Below are 26,738 nucleotides of genomic sequence, written 5' to 3'. Positions count from 1 at the left end.
CGGTCTTTATGTCAACTCTGCGCACCTTTTTCATCATGGCCCTGCTGGGCTTGAGTCTTTCCATCAGCACGCTGCAAGCCGCCGAACCGCCGTCCAGCGAAGCCGTGCAGGCGAGCCTGAACAAGATCGCCGACCGCAAACTGCCGGAAGCCGATCAAAAGGCCCTGCAAGCGGTCTTGCAGGGCACGCTCACCCAACTCAACAACCAGCGCAATTACGATCAGAAGCTGATTGATCTCAAGCAGCAGCTGACCAATGCGCCAAAGCAGAACATCGAGAACCAGCGCGAACTGACCCGCCTCAAGGCCACCAAAGTGGTGCCGGTGGCGCAACGCTATACCAAAGAGACCATTCAGCAGCTTGAGCAATTGCTGACCGAGCGCTCCACCCAGCAAAGCGATCTGCAGAAAGCCCTGGCCGAAGCGAACAGCCTGATCATCACCGCCCAGACTCGCCCCGAGCGCGCCCAGGCCGAAATATCTGCCAGCCAGACACGCATCCAGCAGATCAACAACATCCTCAAGCTCGGCAAGGACAGCGGCAAGACCTTGACCGCCGAGCAGCGCGACCAGCTCAACGCCGAGCTCGCGGCGCTGAATGCACTGATCCCGTTGCGTCGCCAGGAACTGGCCGGCAACAGCCTGTTGCAGGATTTGGGCAACAGCCAGCATGACCTGCTCACGGAAAAATCCAATCGCCTGGATCAAGAGATCCAGGAGCTGCAAACCCTGATCAACCAGAAGCGCCTGGCCCAGTCTCAAGAGACCGTCACTCAGCAGTCCATCGAAGCGCAGAAGGCCGGCGGCAGCAGCCTGCTGGCCACCGAAAGCGCGGCCAACCTGAAGCTCTCCGACTACCTGCTCAAAAGCACCGACCGCCTCAATGAAGTCACCCAACAGAACCTGCAGACCAAGCAGCAACTGGACAGCGTGACCCAGAGCGACTCGGCGCTGGAGGAACAGATCAACGTGCTCAAGGGCAGCCTGCTGCTCTCCAAGATTCTGTACAAACAGAAACAGGCCCTGCCGCGTCTCAAGCTCGACCGCGATCTGGCGGACCAGATTGCCGACATTCGCCTGTATCAGTTCGAAGTCAGCCAGCAACGGGAACTGCTCAGCAACCCGACAACCTATGTCGACAACCTGCTGGCGACACAACAGCCCGAGCAAATCACCCCGCAACTGCGCAAGAGCCTGCTGGAACTGGCCACCACCCGCGCAGACCTGTTGGAGCGCTTGAATCGCGAACTGAGCGCAGTACTCAACGAATCCATCACGTTGCAACTCAATCAGAAACAACTGCTCAGCACCGCGCAAAGCCTAAGGGCGACGCTGGATGAACAAATGTTCTGGATTCCCAGCAACAAGCCGCTGGATCTTGAGTGGATATACGCCGTGCCGGAACGCCTGGAACGTCAGGTCACTACCCTGCCGTGGGCCTCGAGCGTGAGTGAGCTGACCGATGGCCTGACCCAGCGGCCGCTGCTGTTCCTGCCGCTGGCCTTTCTGATCGGGGCGCTGTTGTGGCGCCGAAAAAATCTGTATGCGCGCCTGAACAAGGTTCACCTGGACATCGGCCATTTCAAGCGCGACAGCCAGTGGCACACACCGCAAGCGATTCTGATCAACATCCTGCTGGCGATGCCGGTATCCCTGGGTTTGGCCTTGTGCGGCCTGGCGTTGCAGATCGACGCTCGCGGGCAGAACGCCAATATGGGCGCGGCGCTGCTGCAAATGGCCCAGGCCTGGCTGGTGTTCTACACCGCCTACCGCATCCTCGCGCCGGGCGGCGTGGCCGAACTGCATTTCCGCTGGGAAAAACCTCAGGTCGAATTCCTTCAAGGCTGGATTCGCCGACTCGGCCTGGTAGTGATGGCCCTGGTGGCGGTGGTGGCGGTCGCCGAGTTGCAACCAGCGATACTGGCCGATGACGTGCTCGGCATGCCGGTGGTGCTGACTTGCTACGCCTTGATGGCCTGGCTACTCAGTCGCCTGCTGGTTAGCAGCCCGACTCACCAGAACGCTTCACTGTTCCGCAAGGCCGTGGGTGTTCTGTTCACAGCCCTGCCAATCGCGTTGTTCGTCGCCGTGTGCTTTGGCTACTACTACACCGCGCTGAAACTCAGCGACCGGTTGATCAACACGCTGTACTTGCTGATGTTCTGGCTGGTGATCGAAGCGACCTTCGTCCGTGGTCTCAGCGTTGCGGCACGGCGCCTGGCCTATCAACGCGCCCTGGCCAAACGTCAGGCTGCAAAAGAGGCTGGCGATGGCGAAGCGGTGATCGAAGAGCCGACCCTGGACATCGAGAAGGTCAACGAGCAGTCCCTGCGACTGATTCGCCTGGCCCTGCTCGGCGGTTTCATCGCGGCGCTGTATTGGGTCTGGTCGGACCTGATCTCGGTGTTCTCGTACCTGGACAACATCACCCTTTACGAATACACCAGCGGCACCGGTGCCAACATGAGCATGGTGCCGATCAGCATCGGCGATATGCTTGGCGCGTTGATCATCATCGGCATCACCTTTGCGCTGGCGCGCAACCTGCCGGGCTTGCTGGAAGTGTTTGTGCTGTCGAAGCTGAACCTGGCCCAAGGCAGTTCCTACGCCACGACCACGCTGCTGTCCTATGTGATTGCCGGTGTCGGTTTCGTCACGACCCTGTCCACGCTCGGCGTGAGTTGGGACAAGCTGCAATGGCTGGTGGCCGCGCTGTCGGTCGGCCTCGGTTTCGGGATGCAGGAGATCTTCGCCAACTTCATCTCCGGCATCATGATCCTGTTCGAACGCCCGGTGCGGATCGGTGACACCATCACCATCGGCAACCTGTCGGGCACAGTGAGCAAGATCCGCATCCGCGCCACGACCATCACCGACTTCGACCGCAAGGACATCATCGTCCCGAACAAGACGTTCATCACCGGGCAACTGATCAACTGGTCCCTGACCGACACCATCACTCGAGTGACCCTCAAGCTCGGCGTCGACTACGGCTCGGACCTGGACCTGGTGAAAGAGCTGCTGCTCAAGGCTGCCCGGGATAACCCGCGCGTGCTGAAGGATCCGGAACCCCACGTGTACTTCCTGAACTTCGGCGAAAGCACCCTCGATCACGAGTTGCGTATGCATGTGCGCGACCTCGGCGACCGCAACCCGGTGCTCGATGAGGTCAACCGCTTCATCAATCGCGAGTTCAAGAAGCAGCACATCAACATCTCGTTCCGGCAGATGGAGGTCTACCTCAAGAACCTTCACGGCCAGGAATACAAGATGGTGCCGATCGAGCCGGAAGCCAAGACCATCGTGCCGGTGGTCGACAGCAAACCGCGGCGCGAACCGCCACCTGTCGAACTCGACTAACCGCGCTATCCCTAGCAGAATGCTCGGACATTCTGCTGGAGATGGCCGTTGAAAGCCCTCGACGAACTGACCTTCGACAATCGCTTCGCCCGCCTGGGCGATGCGTTCTCAACCCATGTGCTGCCCGAGCCCATCGCCGCTCCGCGACTGGTAGTCGCCAGCCCCGCCGCCATGGCGCTGCTGGACCTGGACCCGGCCGAGGCCGAAACGCCGGTGTTCGCCGAGCTGTTCGGCGGCCACAAGCTCTGGGCCGAGGCCGAGCCGCGAGCGATGGTCTATTCCGGGCATCAGTTCGGCTCTTACAACCCACAGTTGGGCGACGGTCGTGGCCTGTTACTGGGCGAGGTCTATAACAACGCCGGCGAGCATTGGGACCTGCACCTCAAGGGCGCCGGTCAGACGCCTTACTCGCGCATGGGCGATGGCCGGGCGGTGCTGCGCTCATCGATCCGCGAGTTTCTCGCCTCCGAAGCCCTGCATGCCCTGAACATTCCCACCACTCGCGCGCTGTGCGTAATCGGCTCCGACACGCCGGTCTGGCGTGAGAAACAGGAGCGCGCGGCCATGGTCCTGCGCTTGGCCCCCAGCCATGTGCGCTTCGGGCATTTCGAATTCTTCTACTACACCAAGCGCCCCGAGCAACAGAAAGAACTCGGCGAGCACGTGCTGGCCATGCATTTCCCGCATTGCCTGGAACAGCCGGAACCGTACCTGGCGATGTTCCGCGAAATCGTCGAACGCAATGCCGAGCTGATTGCCAAATGGCAGGCCTATGGGTTCTGCCACGGCGTGATGAACACCGACAACATGTCGATCCTGGGCATCACCTTCGACTTCGGCCCGTTCGCCTTCCTCGACGACTTCGACGCCCACTTCATCTGCAACCACTCCGATGACCAAGGCCGCTACTCCTTCAGCAACCAAGTGCCGATCGGCCAGTGGAACCTCAGCGCCCTCGCCCAGGCCCTGACGCCGTTCATCAGCGTCGAAGCTCTGCGCGAAACCCTCGGCCTGTACCTGCCACTGTTCCAGGCCCACTACCTGGACCTGATGCGCCGCCGCCTCGGTCTCACCACTGCCGAAGACGACGACCAGAAATTGCTGGAGCATCTGCTGCAACTGATGCAGAACAGCGGCGTCGATTACAGCCTGTTCTTCCGCCGCCTCGGCGACGAATCACCGGAGCAGACCCTCGCCCGTTTACGCGATGACTTCGTCGACCTCAAGGGCTTTGATGCATGGGGCGAGCTTTACATCGCCCGGGTTGCCCGTGAAGGCGTGGTTGACCAGGAACAGCGCCGCACGCGCATGCATGCGGTCAATCCGCTGTACATCCTGCGTAATTATCTGGCGCAAAAAGCCATCGATGCGGCGGAAAGTGGCGACTATGCAGAAGTTCGTCGTTTGCACGCGGTATTGAGCAATCCGTTCGAGGAGCAGCCTGGAATGGAGCGCTACGCCGAACGGCCGCCGGAGTGGGGCAAGCATCTGGAGATCAGTTGTTCGTCGTGAGACTTAACAACACTGAGTATTCAGACTGGTACTGGCCGGCGCTCATGGTCATAGGCTTCGATATGGTCGCCTATGATCTCCACCAGGTTTTCCAACGGATGTAATTCTTCTCCGCCCATCATTGCTAGCAATTCATACCGCGACTCAGCCAGCAGGTTGTATTCAGCTTCCGATTCAGGTCGTTTTAATAGCCAGGCTACAAATGGCCAGTGTTCGACGGCTCGCTTAACGATATCGCTCATTATTGCTCCCTATTAGTGATGCTTCGGTCTTGCTGCGTGAAAATAGGGCTCAAGACTAAGAGTTGAACAGCTCTCAGCCAATCAGTCAGGGACACCAGCACTCGTAGGGTGTATCTCAAACCAAGGAAGGTTATTGCCTACAAATTTCTGCCTTGATAAACATCATTTCCGACTCCAGATCAGTGCCATAGATTGCCTACTCATCCGGAACCCAATCATGCCTGACCCACTCCTCATCCCCTGCCCCCACTGCAACGGCCTGAACCGCATCCCCGCCGAGCGTCTCAACGACCATCCAAAATGCGGTCGCTGCAAGGCCGAAGTCCTGCTCAACAAACCATTCGAATTGAAGCAAGGCGATTACGCCAGTCAGATCAAGGGCGACCTGCCGTTGCTGGTGGATGTGTGGGCGGATTGGTGCGGGCCGTGCAAGTCGTTCGCGCCGGTGTTCGAACAGGCGGCGGGGCAATTGGTGGGCAAGTGTCGGTTGGCCAAGCTGGACAGCGAGGCAAATCAGCAACTGTCGGCGCAGTTGGGGATTCGCTCGATCCCGAGCCTGATTCTGTTCAAGAACGGCCGGGAAGTGGCTCGCCAGAGCGGGGCGTTCCCGTTACCGCAGTTGATGAGCTGGTTGCGCAGTCAGGGGATTTGAAAACTGCACGAGGCCAAATGTGGGAGCGGGCTTGCTCGCGAAAGCGGTCTATCAATCAGCGATGATGTTGACTGTTATGACCCCTTCGCGAGCAAGCCCGCTCCCACATGGTTTCCGCGCCAACAACAGCGATTCAGGCATTTTCCAGCAGGTTGTGCAGGTCGACGAACTGCAGAGTCAGTTTGTGTCGTGGGTCGAGATGGATCAGCGGCGTGTTGGCCTGATGGGATTCGCGCATCCGCACTGAACTGGCCAGGTACACCGGCAACACCGGTAGCCCTTCGGCGATCAGTTCGTCGAGGATCTGTTGAGGCAAACTGGCGCGGGCCTGGAACTGGTTGACGACAATGCCTTCAACCTCCAGCCCTTCGTTGTGGTCTTCCTTCAATTCTTCGATTTCCGCCAGCAAGCCATACAGCGCCTGACGCGAAAAACTGTCGCAATCGAAGGGAATCAGCACACGATCAGCGGCGATCAAGGCCGAGACGGCATAAAAATTCAGTGCTGGCGGCGTATCGAGGTAGATTCGGTCGTAATCGCCGTCCAGTTCCTCGAGCAATTTTCGCAGCTTGTTGATCTTGTGCTTGGCCTCAAGCTTGGGCTGCAAGTCAGCCAGCTCGGCGGTCGCGGTAACGACGTGAAGGTTATCGAATGGAGTTTCGTAGATATCGACCCGGCTTTTCTTCGAGAACGGCCCGGAGGACAGAGTCTGCTTGAAGAAGTCAGCGATCCCCATCGGAATATCGTCACCGGTGAGTCCCGTCAGGTATTGAGTGGAGTTGGCCTGGGCATCGAGATCCACCAACAGCGTGCGATAGCCTTCGCTGGCGCTGACCGCCGCCAGATTGCAGGCAATACTCGACTTGCCCACGCCACCTTTCTGATTGAACACCACGCGCCGCATGTCAAAACCTCCGTGTATCAAAGAATGACCGAGTGTAGTAGTCCACGGCGCTGCTTAGCTACCTTGCTGGCATCGGGACTACACAGTCATTGGTAATTTCCGTCGAAAAAAACCGCCAACTCGCCCAACGACAGCCGATAGAGCTGACAGACATGTCCGACGCAACGTGGATAATGGCCAAACGACAGCTTTTTTGCGAACCAGACGGTACATTTCGTTGCACAAAATGTAACCAGCATTTGCTACACGCCCGCCGCACCGGGATAATGCGCGCCACTCGGCGTTAAGCGCCACGTAAGGTCTGCCGCGATTTTTGCGGTTCACCGCGTCAAAAGGAAGCCCGCAGGGGCGGGATGAATGTCTGTGATCAACTTCAACATCGCCCAATGGCGCGCGTGGGCCCCCGGGCTTGAAAGCGTGGATGACTGGCAGGCCTGGAGCCGGCAACCGATCGTGCTCGAGCGCAGCGATGCCGCCCCCGATGTGTCGTTTCTGCCGGCCATGCAGCGTCGGCGACTCAGCCGTCTGGCGCGGATGGCGTTCAGCGTCGGCTGGCCTTTGGCCGATGGTCGCCAGGACCTACCGTTGGTCTTTATTTCCCGCCATGGCGAAACCCCGCGCACCTTCGACATTCTCAGCGATCTGGCGACTGATCAACCGTTGTCGCCCACTCAGTTCAGCTTGTCGGTGCACAACGCGGTGATCGGCCTGTGGTCGATCATGCGTGGCGAAACCAGCGAAATGACCGCCCTCGCCGCGGCTGGCGATGGCCTTGAACACGGCATGCTAGAAGCGGCGGCGCTGCTTGAGGAAGGCGCGCCCGCGGTACTGCTGGTAGTGACAGAAGAGCAACCGCCCGAAGCCTACTCGGCCTGGATCGACGATGTGCCATTCCCCTACGCGGTGGGCCTGTTGATTACGCCTGGCAATCAGTGGCAGCTGTCGCTGAACAGCACCTCGCAAGCGTTGTCCAAAACCCACTGGCCCCATGCCCTGAATCTGTTGCGTACCCTGCTCGGCCAGCAAACGACCTGCCAACATGCCTGGAAAAATCGTGTATGGACCTGGCAACGCAACCTGTGACCGATAAAAACCGCGACGCCTATTACTGGCGCCTGCTGGCCACTGCCGCAAGCTTCACCCTGTTCGGGTTGGGCGGGCTATGCCTGCGATTGGTGGTATTCCCGCTGCTGAGTTGCCTGCCGGGAGACGCTCAGGCCCATCGTCAGCGTGCCCGACAGACAGTGAGCCGCTGTTTCTGGTTTTTCATTCGGTTCATGGCTCGCACTGGCGTGCTGACTTATGACATCCAGGGCGCGGAAAAACTCGGACGGCCAGGGCAAATGATCGTTGCCAATCACCCCTCGTTGATCGATGTGGTGTTTTTGATCGGCCTGGTGGGCCACTCCAACTGTGTGGTCAAGAAAAGCCTCTGGGAAAACCCGTTCACCCGCGCCCCGCTACGCCGCACCGATTACATCAGCAACGATGGCAGCATGGATATGCTCGACGCCGCTGCCGACGCGTTGAAAAGCGGTCAGACCCTGATCATCTTTCCCGAGGGTACCCGCACCCAACCCGGTAAACCGCCGGCCTTTCATCGGGGGGGCGCGGCAATCGCCCTGCGCGGTGCGAGAATCCTCACCCCGGTGATCATCAAGGTCAGCCCGACCACATTGACCAAGGCCGAACCCTGGTATCGGATTCCCAAACGCCGCGTGCACTTCAGTTTTCGCGTCGGGGCCGATATAGACCCACAGGCCTTCGCTACGCAAGGGCCTGCGCCTCAGGCCTCGCGCAAGCTCAATGATTATTTGCACCATTACTTTATTAAGGAGCTCGCCGAAGATGAGCGATCTGCACCGTGAGATAAAAGAACTGATCATCGAAGCCCTGGGCCTCGAAGACATCAGCGTCGATGATATCGGCGATGAACAAACGCTGTTCGGCGAAGGTTTGGGCCTGGACTCGGTAGACGCCCTGGAACTCGGCTTGGCCATCCAGAAAAAGTACGGCATCAAAATCGATGCCGACGCCAAGGACACCCGTAATCACTTCACCAACGTGGCGAGCCTTGCGGCGTTCGTCACTGCAAAACAGGCAGCTTGAGACCGGACCATGCAAACTCGTGACGATATTTTCAATACCCTGCGCGATGCTCTGGTCGAACTCTTCGAGCTGGAGCCCGAGCGCATCAGTCTGGGGTCCAACCTGTATCAGGATCTGGAAATCGACAGCATCGATGCGGTCGACCTGATCGATCACATCAAACGCCAGACCGGCAAGAAAATCGCTGCCGAAGAATTCAAGTCGGTGCGTACCGTCAGCGACGTGGTCGAGGCGGTCTACCGTCTGGTTCAACCGGCCGCATGAGCCGATTGATCGGCCTGGTCCTGCTGCTGGCAGGCCTGTTGTACCCCTTTGCGGTGTATTTCGGCATGGAGCATTTTGCCCCGTGGCAGTTCGGTCTGCTGCTGGGCAGCCTGTGGCTGGCGCGGGCGCTGACTGGCGAGCGGCGGCCTGGCAGCCTGTGGATGGCCGTGGTCGCCATCGCGTTCTGCCTGCTGCTGGCGTTGTTCGACAGCCCGGTGCTGCTGCGCTGGTACCCGGTGCTGATCAGCGCGTTCATGTTGGTGCTGTTCGGCCTGAGCCTGAAATATGGCCCGCCGATGATTGAACGCCTGGCCCGTCTGCGAGAACCGGAATTACCGGCCAGGGCCATTCGCTACACCCGCCAGGTGACGATTGCCTGGAGCGTGTTTTTTCTCTGCAACGGCTTGTGCGCCGCTGCCCTGACCCTTTGGGCGCCACTGAGTTGGTGGATGTTGTACACCGGCCTGATCTCCTATGGATTGATCGGCCTGATGTTTGCCATTGAATGGCTGATACGACAACGGGTAAGAGGCCGCCCATGAATTGGATAACACTTGAGCAACTGTTGCTCAAGGCTCAGCCGGACCGTGCCGTGACGGTCGAACCGGCGTTGAATCATGCGCAATTGTGCGAACAGGCCCTGAGCCTGGCTGCCGGCCTGCAAGTGCAAGGCGTACAGCGCATCGCCGTGCACCTTGAGGACGCTGCCGACCTGGCCATTGCCCTGCTCGGCGCCTGGCGTGCCGGGGTCAGCGTACTGTTGCCCGCCGACCTGCAAGCGCAGACTCGCCAGCGCTGGTCGACCGAGGTCGATCTGTGGCTGACCGATCAGGCTACCGACGCGCACCTGAGCGATTATCAGCATCCACCGCTGCCGGCCAGCCCGCTGGATCTGGATCGCTGTCAACTGAGCCTGTGCACCTCCGGTTCCAGTGGTGCCCCCAAGCGCATCGACAAAACCCTGCGCCAACTGGCCAATGAAGTCCAAGCGCTGGAGCACCTGTGGGGCGCAGATCTGGGCGAGGCCTGCATCATCGGCAGCGTTGCCACGCAGCACATCTACGGGTTGCTGTTTCGGGTGCTGTGGCCGTTGTGCGCCGGGCGCTCGTTCGTCCGCAAGCAATTGGCCTTCCCTGAAGACTTGCAGCGCGCCAGCCGCGAACACCCGGCCTTCGCCTGGGTCGCCAGCCCGGCGCTGCTCAAGCGCATGGGCGACAACCTCGACTGGCCAGCGCTGGGCGCGGTGCGCCGAGTGTTTTCCTCCGGTGGCGCGCTGCCCGCCGAAGCGGCGCAAAGCCTGCATGAGCGCCTGCAACAATGGCCGACAGAAATCTTCGGCAGTTCGGAAACCGGCGGCATCGCCTGGCGTCAGGGCCAGCATCTCTGGCAGCCCTTCGCCGATGTTGCGCTGAGCCAGGACAGCGATGGCGCCCTGCTTATCGCCTCACCGTACTTGCCGGCCGGCCATATTGAACACACCGCCGATGCCGCGCGCATCGCCGCCGACGGCCGTTTCGAGCTGTTGGGTCGGCTGGACCGAATCGTCAAACTGGAAGAAAAACGTATTTCGCTACCGATGCTTGAACAAGCACTGATGGCTCACGACTGGGTCGCCGAAGCGCGCCTCGGCGTGGTTCAGGAAAACCGCGCTTCATTAGGGGCGCTGCTGGTACTCAGCGAGCGAGGCCTGCGTGCCTTGCGCAATCAGGGTCGACGCAGCCTTACTCAAGCCTTGCGTCAGCATCTGAGTCAACATTGTGAAACGCTGGCCCTGCCACGCCGCTGGCGCTTGTTGCGGCAGCTACCGCTGAACGCGCAAGGCAAACTGCCCCAGGCCGAGGTGGAAGCCTTGCTGCTGGCAACCCGTCCAAAAGCGCCGCAAGTGCTGGAGCAGCTCGAAGTCGATGGCGAGTGGAGCCTGCAACTGGCGGTCCCGCCAGACCTGGCGTATTTCAGCGGCCACTTTCCCCGAGCGCCGGTATTGCCCGGTGTGGTGCAGGTGGATTGGGCATTGAGCCTGGGCCAGCAATTGATGAATCTGCCGGCAAAATTTTCCGGTATGGAAGTACTGAAATTCCAGCAACTGGTACGCCCCGGTGATGAAATCCAGCTGCACCTGCGCTTCGACTCGGCGCGCAGCAAATTGTATTTCGCCTATCGCAATGAAACCGCCACCTGCTCCAGTGGGCGGATTTTACTGGAGGCTGCCTGTGGATAAGTTGAGTTCCTCTGTAGCAGCTGCCGAAGGCTGCGTTCGAGTGCGAAGCGCTCGCATCCGGGCTACCACGTTTATTCTGAAAGACCTCGAATACCGGTTTACGACCGCTTCGCACTCGAACGCAGCCTTCGGCAGCTGCTACACGAGCGAGGGAATGAGCCAACATGCATAACCCCTGCGCAATCATCCCGGTCTACAACCACGAAACCGCAATCACCGCCGTGGTCGATGCGCTGCTCGCCAGCGGCCTGCCCTGCATTCTGGTGGACGATGCCAGCAGTCCTGCCTGCGCCAAGGTGCTTGACCAACTGGCCCGGCGAGACCGGGTTTACCTGATCAGGCTCACCGTCAACCAGGGCAAGGGCGGCGCGGTGATGACCGGCTTGCGCGAAGCTTCGCGCCTGGGCTTCAGCCACGCCTTGCAGGTGGACGCCGACGGCCAGCACGACCTGCAAGACGTTAAAGTCTTCATCGAACATTCACGCGCCCACCCCGACGCGGTAATTTGCGGTTATCCGCAATACGACGCCAGCGTGCCGAAGGGCCGTTTATACGCCCGCTACCTGACCCATGTGATGGTCTGGATCAACACCCTGTCATTGCAGATTCGCGACTCCATGTGCGGCTTCCGTGTCTACCCATTGCCACCGACCCTGGCACTGATCGACTCGGCCAGGATCGGCAAGCGTATGGACTTCGACTCCGACATCCTGGTGCGCCTGGCCTGGCGCAATCAGCCGATGCAGTGGCTGAAAACCAGGGTTCATTACCCTTCGGATGGCGTCTCGCATTTTCGCCTGTTCCACGACAATGTACTGATTTCGAGCATGCACACCCGGCTGTTCTTCGGCATGTTGCTGCGCGCACCGGTAATCCTCTGGCGACGGTGGCGAGCATGAGCGACAACGCAGACAAACAGCACTGGGCCGACCGCCAGGAGCGCGGCAGCTTCTGGTTGATGAAGTTCACTGCGCTTTGCGCAAAAGTCTTGGGTCGCCGACTGCTGAGCCCGCTGCTGTACGGCATCGTGCTGTACTTTTTCCTGTTCGGACGCAGCGCCCGCCAAAGCGCCTGGCAATACCAGCAGCGGCTTGCCGACTGGAGCGGTCGTAGCGAATTGCGCCCGAGCCATTGGCGGGTGTTCGGCCAGTTCATGGCCTTCGCCGATTCCATGCTCGACAAACTCGATGTGTGGAACGGCAAGCTGAGCATCGATCAAATCGAAATCATCGACCCGGCGCTACTGCGCAATAAACTGCGCGGCACACGCGGGCAAATGCTGGTAGGCGCGCACTTGGGCAATCTCGAAGTCTGCCGGGCGCTGGCCGAGATCGGTGAGAAAGTCACCATGAACGTGCTGGTGCACACCAAGCACGCCGAACAATTCAACCGTCTGCTGGGTGAAGCCGGAGCGACCAATCTGCGGCTGATCCAGGTCAGCGAGCTGGACCCGGTGATCATGCTGCAATTGCATGAACGCCTGGAGCGCGGCGAATGGCTGGCGATTGCCGGCGACCGCGTGCCGCTGCATGGCGGACGCAGCGTGAGCGTGGATTTCCTCGGTCATCAAGCCGCGTTTCCTCAGGGCCCATGGTTGCTGGCCGGTCTGCTGAAATGCCCGATCAACCTGATGCTGTGCCTGAAGAAACCCACTGGCGACTATCGACTGACCCTCGAACCGTTCGCCGACGCTATCGTGTGGAAACGCAGCGACCGCGAACAGGTCATTCATCAGTGGGCCTCCCGCTATGCCGAACGCCTGGGTCACTATTGCCTCGAAGCACCCCAACAATGGTTCAACTTTTACCCTTTCTGGAAGACCGATGACGACGCCAACGCTTGAGCCGGTAACCTTCGGCGAACTCCCTTTGCGCATCGAAGACGTGCTGGCCCTGGCCAACCGTCAGGTGCCGACGCAGTTGCAGGGCGACCCCGAGTTTCGCCAGCGCATCGCCAAGGGCCCGCAATTCCTTGATTCCCTGTTGGACAAGGAAGGCGTGATCTATGGCGTGACCACCGGTTATGGCGATTCCTGTGTGGTGGCGGTGCCGCTGCACCACGTCGAAGCCCTGCCCCGTCATCTGTATACCTTCCACGGTTGCGGCCTGGGCAAACTGCTCGACGCCCAAGCCACCCGCGCGGTGCTGGCGGCGCGTTTGCAATCGCTTTGCCAAGGCGTTTCCGGAGTACGCGTGGAACTGCTGGAGCGCCTGCAAGCCTTCCTCGAATACGACATTCTGCCGCTGATTCCGGAAGAAGGTTCGGTGGGCGCCAGCGGTGATCTGACGCCCCTGTCCTACGTTGCCGCGACCTTGTCCGGCGAGCGCGAAGTGATGTTCCGCGGTGAGCGTCGACAAGCCGCCGATGTGCACAGCGAACTCGGCTGGGAGCCGCTGGTATTGCGCCCCAAAGAAGCGCTGGCGCTGATGAACGGCACCGCCGTGATGACCGGCCTCGCCTGCCTGGCTTACGCCCGCGCTGATTACCTGCTGCAACTGGCCACGCGCATCACCGCACTTAACGTAGTCGCGTTGCAGGGCAACCCGGAGCACTTCGACGAGCGTCTGTTCGCCGCCAAACCCCATCCAGGGCAGATGCAAGTCGCTGCGTGGTTGCGCAAGGATCTGGCGATCGATGCGCCGACCGCGCCGCTGCATCGCCTGCAAGACCGCTATTCCCTGCGTTGTGCGCCGCACGTGCTCGGTGTGCTGGCCGACAGCCTGAACTGGCTGCGCTCGTTCATCGAGATCGAACTCAACAGCGCCAACGACAACCCGATCATCGACGCCGAAGCCGAACGCGTGCTGCACGGCGGGCATTTCTACGGCGGCCATATTGCGTTCGCCATGGACAGTCTGAAAACCCTGGTGGCGAACGTCGCCGACTTGCTCGACCGCCAGCTCGCGCTGCTGGTGGACGAGCGTTACAACCATGGCTTGCCGAGCAACCTGTCTGGCGCCACCGCCGATCGCGCGATGCTCAATCACGGCTTCAAGGCGGTGCAGATCGGCACCAGCGCCTGGACCGCCGAAGCCCTGAAAAACACCATGCCGGCCAGCGTCTTCTCGCGCTCCACCGAGTGCCACAACCAGGACAAAGTCAGCATGGGCACCATCTCTGCCCGCGACGCCATCCGCGTGCTGGAACTGACCGAACAGGTCGCCGCCGCCACGCTGCTGGCCGCCAACCAAGGCGTCTGGCTGCGCGGCCAGGCTGAAGACGCGCGGCCACTGCCACCGGCACTGGCCGCGATGCACGAAGAATTGGCCAAGGACTTCCCGCCGGTCATCGAAGACCGTGCGTTGGAAGGCGAATTGCGCCTGTGCCTGCAACGTATCGCCGAACAACACTGGAGGCTGCATGCGTAGCAAGGGAGTGCTGCACACCGACACGGAAATCCTCGTACCGTTCTTTGACGTCGACACCATGAACGTGGTCTGGCACGGCCATTACGTCAAATACCTGGAGGTCGCCCGCTGTGCGCTGCTGGACACGATCGGCCACAACTACGACGCCATGGTGGCGTCGGGTTACGCGTGGCCAGTGATCGACCTGCAGCTGCGCTATGTACGCGGCGCGGTGTTCGGCCAGAAGCTGAATGTGCGCGCCAGCCTGGTGGAGTGGGAAAACAGCCTGAAGATCAATTACCTGATCAGCGATCTGGCCACCGGCGAACGCCTGACCCGCGCCTGTTCCGTGCAGGTCGCCGTCGACATGAGCAGCCGCGAAATGCAGCTGGCGTCACCGAAGGTGTTCACCGATGCGGTTGAAAGGATGCTGCCATGAACTTGCGATCCCTTTGTAGCAGCTGGCGAAGCCTGCGTTCGACTGCGCAGCAGTCGCCCTGCGATTTCCCTGAAGCACCGCATGCGCAGGTTTTACGACGCCTTCGCCGCCGGACGCAGCCTCGCGGGCTCGGCAGCTGCTACGGCATTGTGTTGGGCATATTGATGGTGAGTTTTTCTTCGCTGGCGCAGGCCTTCGATCTGCAACAGCTCAGCGATCAACTGGCCAAACCCGATGTGATCCACGGCAGCTTCATCCAGGAAAAACACCTGCGCGCCCTACCCCAGCCGCTGACCAGCAAGGGCACCTTCGTACTGGCAAAGAACCATGGTCTGCTCTGGCTGCTGAAAACCCCGCTGCAACAGGACTACCGCATCAGCGACAAAGGCATTGCCCGGCGTGATGCCAGCGGCTGGCAAATGCTGCCGAACAAGAGCGCTGGCGCCGAGCAGAACCGTTTGTTCCTCGCGGTGCTACAAGGCGACAGCAGCGGCCTGCAACGGGATTTCGAGCTTTCGCTGAGCGGCGATGCACAGCGCTGGAAGCTGACCCTGACCCCGCGCTCGATGCTGCTCAAGCAGGTGTTCAATCAGATCAACATTGACGGCGGCGAACTGGTGCACAGCATCGAGCTGCTCGAAACCCAGGGTGACCGAACCCTGTTGCGCATGCAGGACAGCACCAGCGCACAACCATTGAGCGATGCGGAGCAACATGACTTTGCCGAGTGAACGGATGCTCCCGCGGCTGTTTCTGATCCTGCTGCTGGCGGTGCTCGCGCTCGCCGGCTGGCAATGGCGTGACGGTGCACCGCTGTCGGCCAACCTGATGGAACTGGTGCCAGGCACCGCGCCGGACGCGCTGGAACTGCGCGCCGAACAACGCATGCAAGAACCGCTGAACCGGGAAATGCTGGTACTGGTTGGCCATAAGGACCGCCAGCAAGCCATCGCCATGGCGCAAAAACTTGGCGAGCAATGGCAGGCCAGCGGCGTCTTCGAAAAGGTCCAGTGGACCCTGCAGGCCGACTTGCCGGCGCTGCGCACGCAATTGCTGCAAGGCCGCCTGGCGATGCTGTCCGCGGCTGATCGGCAGCAACTCATCGAGCACCCTGACGCCTTTATCCAGCAACGGGTACAAGCCCTGTTCGACCCGTTCACCGGCTTCAGCCTGGTACCGAGTCAGGACGACTGGCTCGGCCTGACCGGGCGCATCCAGAACAGCCAGCCACAACACGGCTCGGTGCAACTGGACATCGGCAGCGGTACGCTGGTTGCCGATGCCGACGGTCAGAGTTGGGTGATGCTGCGGGCGCGAACTGCCGGCAACGCGTTCGACATGAACCTGCCGCTGCAAGTGGCTGACCTGCTCCAACACAGTCGCGAAGAAGCCGCCCAGGCCAATGTGCAACTGCTCGCCGCCAGCGGCTTGCTGTATGCCGCCAGCGGTCAACGGCAAGCCGCGCGCGAAATGACCTGGGTCGGCGGCGGCGCCACGGTCGGGATTCTGTTGCTGCTGTTGCTGGCCTTCCGGCGTTGGCGGGTGTTGTTGGCGTTCGTCCCGGTGCTGGTGGGCATGTTGTTCGGTGCTGTGGCCTGCGTGGCGCTGTTCGGCCACATGCATGTGATGACGCTGGTACTGGGCTCAAGCCTGATCGGCGTGGCGGTGGATTACCCGCTGCATTACCTGTCCAAAAGCTGGAGCCTGAAACCCTGGCACAGCTGGCCGGCGTTACGCCTGACCCTGCCGGGGCTGACCCTGAGCCTGATCACCAGTTGCATCGGCTACCTGGCCCTGGCCTGGACACCGTTCCCGGCCCTGACCCAAATTGCCGTGTTCTCCGCCGCCGGCCTGCTTGGCGCCTACCTGTCGGCAGTGTGCCTGTTGCCGGCGCTGCTCAAGGGTGTGGTTCTGCGCCCGGCGCAGTGGCCGATGCGCATCGCCGAGAAGTTGCTGGAGCTGCGAGAATCGCTGCTGAAATACTTGCGCACGCCAGTGCTGCTGGCATTGCTGATCGCCTTCTGTGTCGGCGGTCTGTTGCAGTTGCAGAGCAAAAACGACATTCGCCAATGGGTCGGCACACCGCAGCAACTGACTGACGAAGCCCAGACCATCGCACGCATCACCGGCTATCAACCTACCAGCCAGTTTTTCCTGGTGCGCGCGGCCAATCAGCAGGCGTTGCTCGAACGCCTGACGGCACTGAGCGAGCGCCTGGATCAACTGGTCAATCTGGAAAAACTCCAGGGTTATCTATCGCTCAATCAACTGGTCAGCCAGCCGAGCGAACAGCGCAAAGTGCGTGAAGCACTGAGCAAGCTGCCGCAGTTCTGGCAACCGTTGCTCGCCCTCGGCGTGCCGGCCACCGCGTTGCAAGCCGAGTTGGCAACATTGCAGGCGCTGCCCACCGAAGACATCGACACGGCGCTGGCCGGCCCATTGGCCGAGCCCTACCGCACCCTGTGGCTGGGGCCGACTGAGGACGGCGTGGCCGCAATGGTCAGCCTGCAAGGCTTGAACAATCCCACGCTGTTGCGGGTTCAAGCGCTGGACTTGCCGGGTGTGGAACTGGTGGATCGCCTCGGCGAACTGAACCAGGTTTTTGCAGCCACTCAAATCAGCGCCGCTGAATTGAAACTCGCCTCCTGCGTGTTGATCGTGCTGGTGCTGATCCTGCCATTCGGTTTTGGTGGCGCGTTGCGAATCGTCTCTTTGCCGCTGCTGGCGGCCCTGTGCAGCCTGGCAAGCCTCGGTTGGCTCGGTCAGCCGCTGACATTGTTCAGCCTGTTCGGCCTGTTGCTGGTGACGGCCATCAGCGTCGATTACGCGATCCTCATGCGCGAACAGATCGGCGGCGCCGCGGCGAGTCTGCTGGGCACCTTGCTGGCAGCGGTGACCACTTGGCTGTCGTTTGGCCTGTTGGCGGTGTCCAGCACGCCAGCGGTGAGCAACTTCGGTCTGTCGGTGAGCCTGGGCCTGGCGTTCAGTTTCATTCTGGCACCGTGGGCCGGACGCCAAGTCCATGCCGCCCCGGTCGTGGAGCCGGCAGCATGATGGTCGCGGTGTTCTGGATGATGGCCCTGGTGTTGTTCGCCGTGGCCACCCGTGTCGGTCGTCATTTCGGTCTGATTCCGATCGTCAGCCAGTTGCTGCTGGCGACCTTCGGCCTGCCGTTGTTGATGTACTTCTGGATCGAACCGGGCTGGCACCTCAGCGGCGTCGACCTGATCTCGCCGGGCTGGCTGAAGAACCTCTACAGCCTGAGCTTTGCCTTGCTGCTGGGGCACATTCTCAGCGACGTGATCGACCTGCGGCTGGAACGCCAGAGCCTGAAAATCGCCGTGCCGAGTTTCTGTATTCCGTTCGCCTGCGGGCTGGCGACAGCGTTCTGGCTGTTGCCGCCACAGCCGTGGATCAGCTCGCTGGCGGTCGGTCTGCTGTTCGCCATCACCGCAATTCCGGTGTTGTATCTGTACCTGCGACACATCAACTACCCGCCCGCCGCCACCCGGCGTCTGGTGCAAACCGCGATCCTGATCGACCTGACCTGCTGGACCCTGTTCGCGTTCGCCCAGGGCAGCCTGCACCTGAGTAGCCTCTTGCTGCCGCTGGCCGGCGCCTGTCTGCCGTTGTTGCTGCGCCTGCTCGGGTTGCGCCAACCGTTGCTGCACAGCGGCTGCTTCTTCGCGCTGCTGGTGGTCGCCGAACACTTCAAACTCAATGCACTGATTTTCGGCATCGGCTATCTGCTGTGCATGGCCGCGCTCAAGGTGCCATTGGTGCTGCCATTGTCGGCGGCGTGGATGAGCCGTTTGCAGACCTGGATCGCCATCCCGCTGATCCTCACGTTCGGCATCGTGCAGATCAACGTGCACAGCGCCATGACCAGCCTCGGCTGGGTGCAACTGGCCGCGCTCTTGCTGCTGCCAATCGCCAGCAAACTGTTGGGCAACTGGCTGGGCCTCGGCTGGGCCGGCGCCTCGTTTGAAGGTGCCAGCCGCTGGCGGGAAAGCCTTTTACTGAATATTCGCGGTTTGAGCGAGATCGTCTTTCTCAACCTGCTGCTGCAACAACAGCTCATCAGCCCGGCGCTGTATTTCGCGCTGATGTTGATGGGCCTGATCGCAACCCTGCTGCCGGCACTCGCCGGCATGCACCGAATCCCTTTGAACATCGCCGCCCCGGCAAGGAGCACCCGTGCCAACAGTTGAAATGGAACGTCGTCAGGTACTGGTCATCGGCGCCGGCCCCTCGGGCGCCATCGCCGCCGCGCTGCTCAAGCGTAAAGGTCATGATGTGCTGATGATCGAGCGCCAGCATTTCCCACGGTTTTCCATCGGTGAAAGCCTGCTGTCCCACTGCCTGGATTTCGTCGAAGAAGCCGGCATGCTCGAGGCGGTCAATGCGGCTGGTTTCCAGCGCAAAAACGGCGCAGCGTTCGCTTGGGGCGATCAGTACAGCACCTTCGATTTCGGCGACACGTTCACCAACGGCAAGCCGACGACGTTCCAGGTCCAGCGCGCCGACTTCGACAAGCTGCTGGCCGATCAGGCTGAGCTGCAAGGTGTCGATGTCCGTTACGGCGAAGCCATCGTCAGCGCCGATTTCAGCCTGGAGAAACCGCAGCTCGATGTGCTGCGCGAAGACGGTAGCCAGTACCGCGTCGAGGCCGACTTCGTGCTCGATGCCAGCGGCTACGGTCGCGTGCTGCCGCGCTTGCTGGACCTTGAAGCACCGTCGAATTTCCCGGTGCGCCAGGCCGTGTTCACCCACGTCGAAGACTGTATCGACAACCCGGCTTTCGACCGGGAGAAAATCCTCATCACCACCCATCCGACCCAGCGCGATATCTGGTTCTGGACCATCCCGTTCAGCAACGGCCGTTGCTCGGTGGGCGTTGTGGCGGCCGCCGAACACTTCGCAGGCCGCACCGAGAATCTGGACGACTGCCTGCGCGGCTTCATCGCCGAAACCCCAAGCCTGGCCGCTGTACTGAACAACGCCGTGTGGGATACGCCCGCGCGGACCATCGGTGGCTACTCGGCCAACGTCAAAACCCTGCATGGCCCAGGTTTCGCCCTGCTGGGCAATGCGGCGGAATTTCTCGACCCGGTGTTCTCTTCCGGCGTGACCATCGCCATGCGTTCGGCGAGCATGGCCGCCGGGGTGCTGCATCGCCAACTGCAAGGTGAAAGCGTTAACTGGCAGACCGAATTCGCCGAACCGCTCAAGCGCGGCGTCGACACCTTCCGTTGCTACGTCGAAGGCTGGTACGCCGGGACCTTTCAGGATGTGATTTTCTATCAGGGCGGCGCAGCGGAAATTCGCCGCATGATCAGCTCGATCCTCGCGGGTTATGCCTGGGATGAGCGCAACCCGTTCGTCAGCGAACCCAAACGTCGACTGCGGATGATTTCGGACCTGTGCGCACAGGATCCGACATGAGTTACTTGAGCGACAACTACGTCGAAGAAACCCGTTTCGGTTTCTGGTTTCTGCGCAGTCACACCTGGCAGCACCATGTATTGCGAGTGGCGATCAATGATTTACGCGATCTGTTCAGCGCGCCATTGCCCGCCAACCCGGTATTGCTGGATGCCGGTTGCGGCCAGGGCAAGTCGTTCCAGTACCTGCGCCAGACCTTCGCGCCTCAACGCCTGATCGGGCTGGATGCCGATCCTCACAGCCTGAACCTGAGCGGTGAAGAAGCGACTCGTCAGGGCATGGATGTAGAACTGATCGGCAGTGACTGCGCGAGCATCAACGTGCCGGACGCCAGCGTCGATCTGCTGTTCTGTCATCAGACCTTCCATCACCTTGTCGAGCAGGACCGGGCCCTGGCCGAGTTCTATCGGGTGCTCAAGCCGGGCGGCTATTTGCTGTTCGCCGAGTCCACCGAGGCTTACATTGATACGTGGGTGATTCGCTGGCTGTTCCGCCACCCGATGCACGTGCAGAAGAGCGCCGCCGGCTACCTGGACATGATTCGTCGGCAGGGTTTTGAATTCGACCCGCAGAACGTGTCTTACCCTTACTTATGGTGGAGTCGCGCCAAGGATTTCGGCCTGCTCGAACGCTTCGGCTTGCGCCAGCCAAAACCCTTTGGCCAACGGGAAGAAACCTTGGTCAATGTAGTCGCGCGCAAGCCTCTTGAAGGGTATGCCTGATGATCCGTTTCCTGCTTCTGGGTTGTGTCCTGTTGCTGAGCGCTTGCGCCAGCCAGGCACCGCTGCCCGAGCGAACCCCGAACCTGGCGTTGCCGCTGCAACTGCACATCGAACGGCAGATGGCCGAACAGCGTCAGGACTGGCTGCTGGTGATCCAGCGTGAAGGCCCAGGCATTCGCTGGTCGATGATGGACCCTTTGGGGATTCCCGTGGCACGGCAGAAACTGATCGATGGCCAGTGGCAGGCCGACGGTCTGCTGCCGCCCAATCCGGAAGCCCGGGAGCTGTTCGCTGCCTTGTTGTTTGCGTTGACCCCTGCGGGCGAGTTGCATCGCAACTATCCCGCCGCCCGGCAGGATGACGGGCAACGGTCTTTGTCACCACGCTGGAACATCCGCTATTCACAACTACTGAGCTTTGAATTGAACGTATCCCAAGGCCCGCACTATCGCGTCACTCCGTTAGGCGAGCACACGCCATGACAGCTTATCTGAACGCCCTCGGGGTGATCTGCGCCCTGGGCCGCGACAAGCAGGAAGTTGCCCGTAACCTGTTTGCCGGCGATTGCTCGGGCATGCGCAGCGAGGCCGGCTGGGTCGTGGAACGCTCGCTGCCGGTCGCGGCGGTGCGCGGCGAGCTGGCGCCGATTCCGCCTGAGCTGGCGCATCAAAGCAGTCGCAACAATCAATTGCTGCTGGAGGCTGCGCTGCAAATTCGCGAAGACATCGAGCAGGCGATCCAGACCTACGGCCGCGACCGTATCGGCGTCATCCTGGGCACCAGCACCTCGGGCATTCACGAGGCCAGCAGTGGCCTGGCCCATTACATCCGCGAGCATCAGTTCCCCGCCGACTATGACTATCAGCAGCAGGAACTCGGCGCACCGGCGACGTTTCTCGCCGACTGGCTGCAATTGAGCGGCCCGGCCTATGTGATTTCCACCGCCTGCACTTCCAGCGCCCGCGCGCTGATGAGCGCCCAACGACTGCTCGACCTGGGCATGTGCGACGCCGTGTTGTGCGGCGGTGTCGACAGTTTGTGCAAGCTGACCCTCAACGGTTTCTCGGCCCTGGAAGCGGTGTCCGAGCAGCGCTGCAATCCGTTTTCAGCCAACCGCAACGGCATCAATATCGGCGAAGCGGCGGTGCTGTTTCTGATGAGCAAAAACGCCGGCAACCGCCAACCGATTGCCCTGCTGGGCAGTGGCGCCAGCTCCGATGCACACCATATTTCCGCGCCGGAGCCGACCGGCCGTGGCGCCCTGCAAGCGATGCGCAAAGCCTTGAGCCGCGCAAGCCTGCAACCGCAGCAGATCGGTTATCTGAACCTGCACGGCACCGCCACGCAACACAACGACGCCATGGAAAGCCTGGCCGTGACGACACTATTCCCGCAAGGCGTGCCCTGCTCATCGACCAAACCGATGACCGGCCATACCCTCGGCGCTGCCGGTGCCCTGGAAGCAGCGTTCTGCTGGTTGAGCCTGAGCGTGGACAACCGCGAGCACGCCCTGCCGCCCCACGTCTGGGACGGCCAACCCGACCCCGAATTGCCGGCCCTGCACTGGGTGACCCCGACTGACCACCTGACGTCCATTGCACCTCGCTACCTGATGAGCAATTCCTTTGCCTTCGGTGGCAATAACGTCAGCCTGATTATCGGAGACGCTCCATGATTACCTGGCCGCTCGCCGAACTGCTGCCGCATGCTGGCGACATGATCCTGATCGAGCAGATCCTGTCGTTCGATGACGAACAGATTCACACCCGACTCACCGTCAAACCCGGCGGCCTGTTCAATCGCCCCGACGGCAGCCTGCCGGCCTGGGTCGGCATCGAGCTGATGGCCCAGAGCGTCGCCGCATACGCCGGCTGCCATGCGCGCCAGAAAGGCAATGCGGTGGAGTTGGGTTTCCTGCTCGGCACCCGTAAATTCGAATGCAACGTGGAACACTTCCCCGCCGGTACCGAGTTGACCATCCATGGAATACGCTCGCTGGAAGACGACAACGGCATGGGTGTGTTCGAATGCCACCTCACTGCCCCCGGCATCCACGCCACAGCCCGGCTGAACGTGTTTCGCCCGCCCCAGGCCGCGCAATATCTTCATGAACCCCAAGGAGTCGAGTGATGACTGAATCCGTACTGGTCACCGGCTCCAGCCGTGGTATTGGCCGCGCTATCGCGTTGCGTCTGGCCCGGGCCGGGCATGACATCGTGCTGCACTGCCGCAGTGGTCTGGCGGACGCCGTCACTGTTCAGGGCGAGATTCAGGCCCTGGGCCGCAACGCTCGCATCCTGCAATTTGACGTGTCCGACCGTGCCAGTTGCAAAGCTATTCTTGAAGCCGATGTCGAAACTCACGGCGCCTATTATGGCGTGGTGCTCAACGCCGGCCTGACCCGCGACGGGGCTTTTCCGGCCCTGAGCGAGGAGGATTGGGATCTGGTGATGCGCACCAATCTCGACGGCTTCTACAACGTGCTGCACCCGGTGATGATGCCGATGATCCGTCGTCGCGCCGCCGGGCGGATTGTCTGCATCACTTCGGTTTCCGGGTTGATCGGCAATCGCGGGCAAGTCAATTACAGCGCGTCCAAGGCCGGTTTGATCGGTGCAGCCAAGGCGTTGGCGATCGAACTGGGCAAGCGCAAAATCACCGTCAACTGTGTCGCACCCGGCCTGATCGACACGGCGATGCTCGATGAAAACGTGCCGGTGGAAGAACTGATGAAAATGATCCCCGCACAACGCATGGGCACCCCGGAAGAGGTGGCTGGTGCAGTGAATTTCCTGATGTCGGCGGAAGCGTCGTACATCACCCGGCAGGTTCTGGCCGTCAATGGAGGCCTGTGCTGATGAAGCGCGTCGTCGTCACCGGCATGGCCGGCATCACCTCACTGGGCAGCGACTGGGACACCATCGCCACCAACTTCGCGGCCAACCGCAGCGGCATCCGCCGCATGGACGAGTGGGATCGTTTTACCGAACTCAGCACACGCCTGGCCGGGCCGATCGATGACTTCAAAGTGCCGAGCCACTGGACCCGCAAACAACTGCGCAGCATGGGCCGCGTCTCGCGGCTCGCTGTTGGTGCTGCTGAGCAAGCGTTGGCGGACGCCGGGCTGCTGGGTGACGAGTCGATCAAGGATGGGCGCATGGGCGTTTCCTGCGGCTCGTCCACCGGCAGCACCGACGAGATCAAGGCGTTCGGCAATATGCTGCTCAACTCGGTGGCGGAAGGCTTGAACGCCAACTCCTACGTGCGGATGATGCCGCACACCACAGCAGCCAATATCAGCATCTTCTTCGGCCTCACTGGCCGACTGATCCCGACCTCCAGCGCCTGCACCAGCGGTAGCCAAGGCATCGGTTATGCCTATGAATCGATCAAGTTCGGTCGCCTGCCGCTGATGCTCGCCGGCGGCGCCGAAGAGCTGTGCCCGACCGAAGCCATGGTGTTTGATGCGCTCTACGCCACCAGCCTGAAAAACGACGCCCCGCAAACCAGCCCTCGCCCCTACGATACCGGCCGCGATGGCCTGGTGATCGGTGAAGGCGGCGGCATGCTGGTGCTCGAAGAGCTCGAACACGCCCTGGCGCGCGGCGCCCGCATCCACGCCGAGATCGTCGGTTTCGGCAGCAACGCCGACGGTCAGCACGCCACTCGTCCGGAGCAGCTCACCATGCGCCGGGCCATGGAACTCGCCCTGGAAGACGCCGGGCTGCAGCCTTCGGACATCGGCTATGTGAACGGTCATGGCACCGCTACAGAACAGGGCGACATTGCCGAAACACTGGCCACCAGCGCGTTGTTCGGCGAACACATGCCGATCAGTTCACAGAAGAGTTTCCTCGGCCACACCCTGGGAGCCTGCGGCGCGCTGGAGTCCTGGTTCAGCATCGAAATGATGAACCGCGACCAGTACGTACACACCTTCAACCTCGACGAGGTCGATCCGCAGTGCGGCACGCTCGATTACCTGCGCGGTGAATTCCGGCAGATGAACAACCAGTACGTGATGAACAACAATTTCGCTTTTGGTGGGGTCAACACCTCGTTGATTTTCCGCCGCTGGTCGTAATCGAATAACTCAGGGTCAAGGAGACCTTCATGCACTTCAAGAAACTCGCTGCCGCTGCCACCCTGCTGATCTGCGCATTGCCGAGCATCAGCCAGGCCCGTGACACTGCGGTGTATCTGCCTTTTGACAAAGCCGTCGCCGAAGCAACCCGCGCCGGCAAAATCGATGGCAGCGTGAAGTTCTACCTGGCAGGCAATACACCGACTGGCAACGTCACCGTGCTCAGCACCGGCGCCGTAACCAACAAGAAAACCAACGCCTTCAACAAGTCTGACGAAGTGGCCTGCGAATGGGTCGCGCAATCGGCAATCATCAGCCTGCACCAGGCGGCGAAGAACGCCGGTGCCAACGCCGTGACCAACATCGTCAGCTTCTACAAGAAAAATGAGCGCAAGGATGCCAAGACCTATGAGTGCCACGCTGGGGCGCTCATGGCGGGCGTTGCGCTGAAAGGGGATTTGGCGAAGGTTCAGTAACTCAAGACACGTACCTGTGTGCTGGTGAAGCCTGGTTCAGTCTGGTTCTGCCTGAGGTGCACGGGTCTCCCCTTCCAACGCCGTTGCGCCCTCGAACTCTGTCTGCAGTAGCGCCAAGAACGCCTCCCGAGCGGGATGTCGACCTGAGTTTTCATGCCAGTAAAACAGGTTGTCGATACTCGTCAGTTCCGGAAATTCGTATCCTTGCCACCCTGCACTGTGACGGTATTGCTCATAGATCCCGCGAGGTACCAGCGAAACGCCAGCACCCGCACTGACACAGCCAACTATGGCGCCATAGCTTGCGATGCTGACGATCGGCAGCACCTGTCCATGGCGCAATAGCCACTGCTCTAGCGCGAAGCGGTACGGACAGCCCGGTGGCCACATGAATATTTCCTTACCTTGCAGATCTGCCGCCTTGCGTAAAGGCCCATGGGACGCGGACGCGATGAGGATTAAATCTTCACGGTAGATCACTGCACGCTTGAGGCCGGGGTGTTCAATGTTCACTGCCACGATCACCCCATCAAGTCGGTGATGCTGAGTATCGTCCAGCAGTTGAGCCCAAGTGCCGGTGCTCAACTCCAGCGATACCTGCGGGTACAGCTCATGGTACTTGGCCAATAACCGGGGCAGCCGTCCCGTAGCACTAGATTCAATGGCGCCAATGCGCAGAGGACCGCCAGGCGTATTGGTGGGCGCTACCGCGCGCCGAGCCTCATCGGCCAAACCCAGGATTTTCGTCGCGTAATCAAGAAATACCTCTCCAGCAGGCGTGATTCGCAACCCTCGGCCGTCGCGGAAAAACAGCGGCGTGCCGAGCTCCCGCTCAAGGGACTTGAGCCGTGCGGTGATATTGGAAGGTACGCAGTGCAGCAACTCGGCGGCGCGCGCGATGCTGCCAAGATCGTAAACCGTCTTGAACATGCGCAGTTGGGACAATTCCATGGCTCACCCAGAGT

At 61.0% G+C, this 26,738-nt stretch carries 27 protein-coding genes; 24 read left to right on the top strand and 3 right to left on the bottom strand.

Features of this window, described 5'->3' with window-relative positions:
• Positions 1 to 8: 8 nt before the first annotated feature.
• Positions 9 to 3,359 (top strand): mechanosensitive channel MscK, encoded by a 3,351-nt coding sequence (gene mscK, locus AC1RQB_RS06860; protein ID WP_063341792.1) that lies wholly within the window; start codon positions 9 to 11, stop codon positions 3,357 to 3,359.
• Positions 3,360 to 3,407: 48 nt separating this feature from the next.
• Positions 3,408 to 4,871 (top strand): protein adenylyltransferase SelO, encoded by a 1,464-nt coding sequence (selO, locus tag AC1RQB_RS06855; RefSeq protein WP_008071045.1) that lies wholly within the window; start codon positions 3,408 to 3,410, stop codon positions 4,869 to 4,871.
• A 20-nt stretch (positions 4,872 to 4,891) separates the two neighbouring features.
• On the opposite strand, the gene AC1RQB_RS06850 is transcribed toward selO, so the two are convergent.
• Positions 4,892 to 5,113, bottom strand: a complete 222-nt coding sequence (locus tag AC1RQB_RS06850) for a hypothetical protein (protein ID WP_008009123.1) — start codon at positions 5,111 to 5,113, stop codon at positions 4,892 to 4,894.
• Between the two features lie 217 nt (positions 5,114 to 5,330).
• On the opposite strand from AC1RQB_RS06850, the gene trxC reads away from it, so the two are divergent.
• Complete coding sequence (gene trxC / locus AC1RQB_RS06845; RefSeq protein WP_063341793.1) at positions 5,331 to 5,765, top strand: thioredoxin TrxC; 435 nt, start codon at positions 5,331 to 5,333, stop codon at positions 5,763 to 5,765.
• A gap of 133 nt (positions 5,766 to 5,898) precedes the next feature.
• Here trxC and AC1RQB_RS06840 read toward each other — a convergent pair whose 3' ends face one another.
• Positions 5,899 to 6,669, bottom strand: a complete 771-nt coding sequence (locus tag AC1RQB_RS06840) for a ParA family protein (protein ID WP_063341794.1) — start codon at positions 6,667 to 6,669, stop codon at positions 5,899 to 5,901.
• Positions 6,670 to 7,026: 357 nt separating this feature from the next.
• Here AC1RQB_RS06840 and AC1RQB_RS06835 point away from each other — a divergent pair, with 357 nt between their 5' ends.
• The 21 genes from AC1RQB_RS06835 (at position 7,027) to AC1RQB_RS06735 (ending at position 25,773) form a co-directional block, all read left to right on the top strand.
• Positions 7,027 to 7,752, top strand: a complete 726-nt coding sequence (locus AC1RQB_RS06835; RefSeq protein WP_207267432.1) for a beta-ketoacyl synthase chain length factor — start codon at positions 7,027 to 7,029, stop codon at positions 7,750 to 7,752.
• Positions 7,728 to 8,537 (top strand): lysophospholipid acyltransferase family protein, encoded by an 810-nt coding sequence (locus tag AC1RQB_RS06830; RefSeq protein WP_063341795.1) that lies wholly within the window; start codon positions 7,728 to 7,730, stop codon positions 8,535 to 8,537. The genes AC1RQB_RS06835 and AC1RQB_RS06830 overlap by 25 nt, the downstream gene beginning before the upstream one ends.
• Positions 8,518 to 8,778: a phosphopantetheine-binding protein gene (locus AC1RQB_RS06825; RefSeq protein WP_008071040.1), complete on the top strand. Its 261-nt coding sequence runs from the start codon at positions 8,518 to 8,520 to the stop codon at positions 8,776 to 8,778. Before AC1RQB_RS06830 ends, AC1RQB_RS06825 begins: the two co-directional genes overlap by 20 nt.
• 9 nt (positions 8,779 to 8,787) lie before the next feature.
• Positions 8,788 to 9,042: an acyl carrier protein gene (locus AC1RQB_RS06820; RefSeq protein WP_007903178.1), complete on the top strand. Its 255-nt coding sequence runs from the start codon at positions 8,788 to 8,790 to the stop codon at positions 9,040 to 9,042.
• A complete protein-coding gene (locus AC1RQB_RS06815) occupies positions 9,039 to 9,584 on the top strand; it encodes a COG4648 family protein (RefSeq protein WP_063341796.1) in 546 nt (181 codons plus the stop codon). Before AC1RQB_RS06820 ends, AC1RQB_RS06815 begins: the two co-directional genes overlap by 4 nt.
• Complete coding sequence (locus tag AC1RQB_RS06810; protein WP_207267431.1) at positions 9,581 to 11,260, top strand: acyl-CoA synthetase family protein; 1,680 nt, start codon at positions 9,581 to 9,583, stop codon at positions 11,258 to 11,260. The genes AC1RQB_RS06815 and AC1RQB_RS06810 overlap by 4 nt, the downstream gene beginning before the upstream one ends.
• Before the next feature lie 164 nt (positions 11,261 to 11,424).
• A complete protein-coding gene (locus AC1RQB_RS06805; RefSeq protein WP_063341797.1) occupies positions 11,425 to 12,159 on the top strand; it encodes a glycosyltransferase family 2 protein in 735 nt (244 codons plus the stop codon).
• Positions 12,156 to 13,103 (top strand): lysophospholipid acyltransferase family protein, encoded by a 948-nt coding sequence (locus AC1RQB_RS06800; RefSeq protein ID WP_063341798.1) that lies wholly within the window; start codon positions 12,156 to 12,158, stop codon positions 13,101 to 13,103. Before AC1RQB_RS06805 ends, AC1RQB_RS06800 begins: the two co-directional genes overlap by 4 nt.
• The gene (locus AC1RQB_RS06795) at positions 13,084 to 14,628 is read left to right on the top strand and encodes an HAL/PAL/TAL family ammonia-lyase (protein WP_008067605.1); all 1,545 of its coding nucleotides are present in this window, start codon (positions 13,084 to 13,086) and stop codon (positions 14,626 to 14,628) included. Before AC1RQB_RS06800 ends, AC1RQB_RS06795 begins: the two co-directional genes overlap by 20 nt.
• A complete protein-coding gene (locus AC1RQB_RS06790) occupies positions 14,621 to 15,046 on the top strand; it encodes an acyl-CoA thioesterase (protein WP_063341799.1) in 426 nt (141 codons plus the stop codon). The genes AC1RQB_RS06795 and AC1RQB_RS06790 overlap by 8 nt, the downstream gene beginning before the upstream one ends.
• A 164-nt stretch (positions 15,047 to 15,210) precedes the next feature.
• Positions 15,211 to 15,777, top strand: coding sequence for an outer membrane lipoprotein carrier protein LolA (locus AC1RQB_RS06785; RefSeq protein WP_050549248.1), 567 nt, complete (start codon positions 15,211 to 15,213; stop codon positions 15,775 to 15,777).
• On the top strand, positions 15,761 to 18,100 hold the full coding sequence (locus tag AC1RQB_RS06780) for an MMPL family transporter (protein ID WP_063341800.1): 2,340 nt from the start codon (positions 15,761 to 15,763) through the stop codon (positions 18,098 to 18,100). Before AC1RQB_RS06785 ends, AC1RQB_RS06780 begins: the two co-directional genes overlap by 17 nt.
• Positions 18,097 to 19,257 carry a cation:proton antiporter gene (locus tag AC1RQB_RS06775; RefSeq protein WP_063341801.1) on the top strand — a complete coding sequence of 387 codons (1,161 nt, stop codon included), beginning with the start codon at positions 18,097 to 18,099 and terminating at the stop codon, positions 19,255 to 19,257. Before AC1RQB_RS06780 ends, AC1RQB_RS06775 begins: the two co-directional genes overlap by 4 nt.
• A complete protein-coding gene (locus AC1RQB_RS06770) occupies positions 19,244 to 20,491 on the top strand; it encodes an NAD(P)/FAD-dependent oxidoreductase (RefSeq protein WP_063341802.1) in 1,248 nt (415 codons plus the stop codon). The genes AC1RQB_RS06775 and AC1RQB_RS06770 overlap by 14 nt, the downstream gene beginning before the upstream one ends.
• Positions 20,488 to 21,213, top strand: a complete 726-nt coding sequence (locus AC1RQB_RS06765; RefSeq protein ID WP_063341803.1) for a class I SAM-dependent methyltransferase — start codon at positions 20,488 to 20,490, stop codon at positions 21,211 to 21,213. Before AC1RQB_RS06770 ends, AC1RQB_RS06765 begins: the two co-directional genes overlap by 4 nt.
• Positions 21,213 to 21,695 carry a DUF3261 domain-containing protein gene (locus tag AC1RQB_RS06760; RefSeq protein WP_063341804.1) on the top strand — a complete coding sequence of 161 codons (483 nt, stop codon included), beginning with the start codon at positions 21,213 to 21,215 and terminating at the stop codon, positions 21,693 to 21,695. The genes AC1RQB_RS06765 and AC1RQB_RS06760 overlap by 1 nt, the downstream gene beginning before the upstream one ends.
• On the top strand, positions 21,692 to 22,888 hold the full coding sequence (locus tag AC1RQB_RS06755) for a beta-ketoacyl-[acyl-carrier-protein] synthase family protein (protein WP_063341805.1): 1,197 nt from the start codon (positions 21,692 to 21,694) through the stop codon (positions 22,886 to 22,888). The genes AC1RQB_RS06760 and AC1RQB_RS06755 overlap by 4 nt, the downstream gene beginning before the upstream one ends.
• Positions 22,885 to 23,343, top strand: a complete 459-nt coding sequence (locus AC1RQB_RS06750) for a hotdog family protein (protein WP_007899158.1) — start codon at positions 22,885 to 22,887, stop codon at positions 23,341 to 23,343. Before AC1RQB_RS06755 ends, AC1RQB_RS06750 begins: the two co-directional genes overlap by 4 nt.
• Positions 23,343 to 24,071 (top strand): 3-oxoacyl-ACP reductase FabG, encoded by a 729-nt coding sequence (gene fabG / locus AC1RQB_RS06745; RefSeq protein WP_063341806.1) that lies wholly within the window; start codon positions 23,343 to 23,345, stop codon positions 24,069 to 24,071. The genes AC1RQB_RS06750 and fabG overlap by 1 nt, the downstream gene beginning before the upstream one ends.
• Entirely contained in the window at positions 24,071 to 25,297 is a 1,227-nt protein-coding gene (locus tag AC1RQB_RS06740; RefSeq protein ID WP_063341807.1) for a beta-ketoacyl-ACP synthase, read from the top strand. Before fabG ends, AC1RQB_RS06740 begins: the two co-directional genes overlap by 1 nt.
• A gap of 29 nt (positions 25,298 to 25,326) precedes the next feature.
• Positions 25,327 to 25,773 (top strand): hypothetical protein, encoded by a 447-nt coding sequence (locus AC1RQB_RS06735; protein ID WP_008067623.1) that lies wholly within the window; start codon positions 25,327 to 25,329, stop codon positions 25,771 to 25,773.
• A 36-nt stretch (positions 25,774 to 25,809) separates the two neighbouring features.
• Here the strand turns inward: AC1RQB_RS06735 and AC1RQB_RS06730 are convergent, their stop codons facing one another.
• The gene (locus tag AC1RQB_RS06730; RefSeq protein ID WP_063341808.1) at positions 25,810 to 26,724 is read right to left on the bottom strand and encodes a LysR family transcriptional regulator; all 915 of its coding nucleotides are present in this window, start codon (positions 26,722 to 26,724) and stop codon (positions 25,810 to 25,812) included.
• Between the last annotated feature and the right edge of the window lie 14 nt (positions 26,725 to 26,738).

Source organism: Pseudomonas sp. GW822-FHT02E03 (assembly GCF_058802325.1).
The sequence above is the reverse complement of the archived record's forward strand: the minus strand, read 5'-3'. Positions and strand labels throughout refer to the sequence as shown.